2 protein-coding genes and 1 tRNA gene are annotated in these 2,962 nt (G+C 58.7%); 2 read left to right on the top strand and 1 reads right to left on the bottom strand.

Features of this window, described 5'->3' with window-relative positions:
* Nucleotides 1-74 (bottom strand) — tRNA-Asn (locus Q0526_RS01850).
* 195 nt (nucleotides 75-269) lie between these two features.
* Here Q0526_RS01850 and Q0526_RS01845 point away from each other — a divergent pair.
* Nucleotides 270-1,607 carry a hypothetical protein gene (locus tag Q0526_RS01845; RefSeq protein ID WP_298730285.1) on the top strand — a complete coding sequence of 446 codons (1,338 nt, stop codon included), beginning with the start codon at nucleotides 270-272 and terminating at the stop codon, nucleotides 1,605-1,607.
* A gap of 18 nt (nucleotides 1,608-1,625) precedes the next feature.
* On the top strand, nucleotides 1,626-2,962 hold a 1,337-nt coding region (locus tag Q0526_RS01840; RefSeq protein ID WP_298730283.1), incomplete at its 3' end, for a VWA domain-containing protein.

Raw genomic sequence — 2,962 nt, 5'->3', positions numbered from 1 at the left:
CTGCCCCAGTCCGACTTGAACGGACGACACCCTGATTAACAGTCAGGTGCTCTAACCAACTGAGCTATGGGGCAATATTTTGTTCGCTGCTCGAGTCAGCTTTATTATTATAGCAACCATGTCCTGCTTTGTCAACGCTTTTTTTGAATTTTTTTACAGATTTTTGTGGCCGGCGGCAGGGCGTGCCTTTGGCAAAATCCGCTTGCGTTCGCCAAGGCCTTGCTTTATAATGAAATTACTTATAGAAATTTGTCGGGGGATTGCGGCTTATGGCAAAAATTGACGTGAACCAATATATGGAACAGTGCGGGGTACGCAAGGCGCGGTTCGGTGGGTATGAGCCGGAGGATGTGCGTCAGGCGTTGCGCGCACTGTGCAGCGACTATGAGCAAAGTTTGGCCAATGCCCAAGCCGAAACCCGTGCGGCGCGGCAGGAGAGCGAGGCGTTGCGGCGCCGCTGCCAGACTTTGTTGGGGCAGAACCAGAATTTGGCGGCCCAAAATGCCACCTTGGCCGGACAGGCGGACAAAATTGCCCGGCGGCAGGACGATTTAGAGACCCGCTACTCCAAAGTGCAGGAGCGCAATCATTCCTTGAGCGATCAGGTAGCGGTGCTGCGGCTGAAGAACGGGGACCTGACCCGGGAAAATAAGGAATTGACTGAACGAGCCGAGGAAGCTGAGGCAGCGCTGCGTATCAAAGGGCGCGCCCATGACGAAGCCCGCCAGCAGGTTTTGGCAGAGAAGGACAAGGTGATCGCGGACGCCCAGACCGAGGCGGACAAGATCCGGCAGAAAGCCAAGGAAGATGCCGATGCGCTGTTGGAGGAAACGAACCGTAAAGCGGAGGCCATCGATCAGTTGGCGCGGGAGCAAGCCATCAGTCAGGCACGGAAGATGGTGCAGGCGGCTACCGATGAAACCCGGGAGATTCAGAACGCTCACCGGCTGCGCTTGCAGGATCTGAAGAGCCGCATCGCCTCGATGGAACAGCAGCGGGACAAGCTGATGGAATTTTTCAGCCAGATGATCGGTGAACTGCAGGAAGCGCAGGACTATGCGCGGCAGAATACCCCCATTGTGCCCTATGAGGAGGATGTGACCGAGGTTTCTCCGGAGCCGCGGCTGGACTTGTCGGAGCAGACGGTGCGGGCGGCGGCTGCGGCTCTGCCGGAGAATGAAGCCGAGGAACTGTCTGATATGGACAAACCGGCAGTTAACTGCGTAGTAGCGCCCGGCTTGGACGAGGAGGAACCTGCCCCGCCCCGGACGGTGGAGCTGGTGCCGGAGGAGGAAACCAAACCCTCGCCGGAATATTTTGACACGGAACCCCAACAGCAGCCCAGCGACCCGCCGGAAATCGAGATCCCGGGGGCCATCTTCTCCTACCCGATTCTGCGGCAGGAGGGGGAACCCATTCTGGATGAGGAACCGCCTATGCACGGCCCCCACACGCCGGTGATGCCCGATTTGAGCGCCGACGAGGAAGAAGCCGACAGCGGTGACATCCGCATTTTGCCGGAACGCAAGCCGGAAGAAAATCCCCGCCGCAAAAAGGCGGTGGCGGCATTGCGCGGGCTGCGCAAAAAAATCGGCCTGACCGATTGATCGAACAGGAGACGGCGTGTGAAACACCTTAGCTACATACTGTCGGCGCTGGTGGTCCTGTGCCTGTGCCTGACGGTGGGCTTTGCGCCCTTGGCCGATACCACCACTGCCAACAGCAGTGCGGGCAGTTTTCGGGTCGAGCAGGTCTATGTCAACGTACCCGAGATGGATGTCTTTTTCTATGCGCAGGACGCGGAAGGCAATTCCTACACGCCCACCGTGGTGCAAGCGGCGGGACTGGAATTGACGGTGGGGGACCATGAACTGGACACCAGCACGGTGGGCCAGACGGAAAGCCCCTTATGCTATTTTGTGGCGCTGGACAATGGTGCCGAGATTGACGCGGAAGACTTCCGCCAAATGCGGGGGGCCGTGTGGAATCTGATCCGCCATAAACGAGAAAATGACCAGATCGCCCTTTATACATTGGCCGGCGGGGCGCAGTGTGTGCAAACCGCCACCTCGGACGCGACGGTGCTGTATACAGCTTTAGCGGGCATTCAGCAGGTCGAAGGCGGCTTGGATGCTGCCGGAGCGGCCACCAAAGTGATTGGGGACATCCAGCAGGACTATCAGGCTCTGGCGCCACGCAAGGCCATCTTCCTGTGTACCGGCGCCCAGCGGATCGCTTCCAATCCGGCGCTGCTGGCAGGACTGATCGGGGATGTGAGCAGCAAATTCAACGTTGCCATGTATACCTTTGTGGGCAGCAGCGCCCCCGATACCTTGGCGGTGCTGGATACGTTGTCAGAGGGGCGCGTAGTCCCCTGCACGATGCAGCAGATGGGCAGTGAACTGCTAGCCAAACAAGAACTGTTTGCCACGGCGCTGGAATTGCGCACCGAGGTGCCGGAATCGCTGTATGGGGAACGGCAGGAGATCGTGACCCTGTCCATTCCCAGCTTGGGCAGCGCGGTGCAGAGCAGCACCACCGTGTATATGGGGTTTCGGATGGAAAAGCCGCAGGTCAGCAAGGTGGAGGTGCTGGACCGCAACACGTTGCGCCTGACGATGAACCAAGCCATTCATCCCAATGCCACCCGGCCGCAGTTTTACAAGATCGCCACCAACGACATCTGGAACTGGCAGGTACCGGTGAAAAAGGTGGAGATCAGCGAAGACGGGCGCACCGTGACGCTGACCACCGCGAATCTTTATAAAGGAACCTACCATGTGTCGTTGAATAAGGTGTCCAGTCGGTTGTCGCCGGCCAACGTGAGCACCCTGCGGGAACAAACCGATTTTACCATTGCCGTTTGGCCCCGGGACAATGGGTTTTATCTGGCCCGGTTCCGCACGCCGCTGCTGTTGGCGGCGGTAGTGGTGGCGATTCTGGCATGGAAGTGGCGGCGTCT

The sequence above is a fragment of the uncultured Subdoligranulum sp. genome (assembly GCF_937890665.1).
The sequence above is the reverse complement of the archived record's forward strand: the minus strand, read 5'-3'. Positions and strand labels throughout refer to the sequence as shown.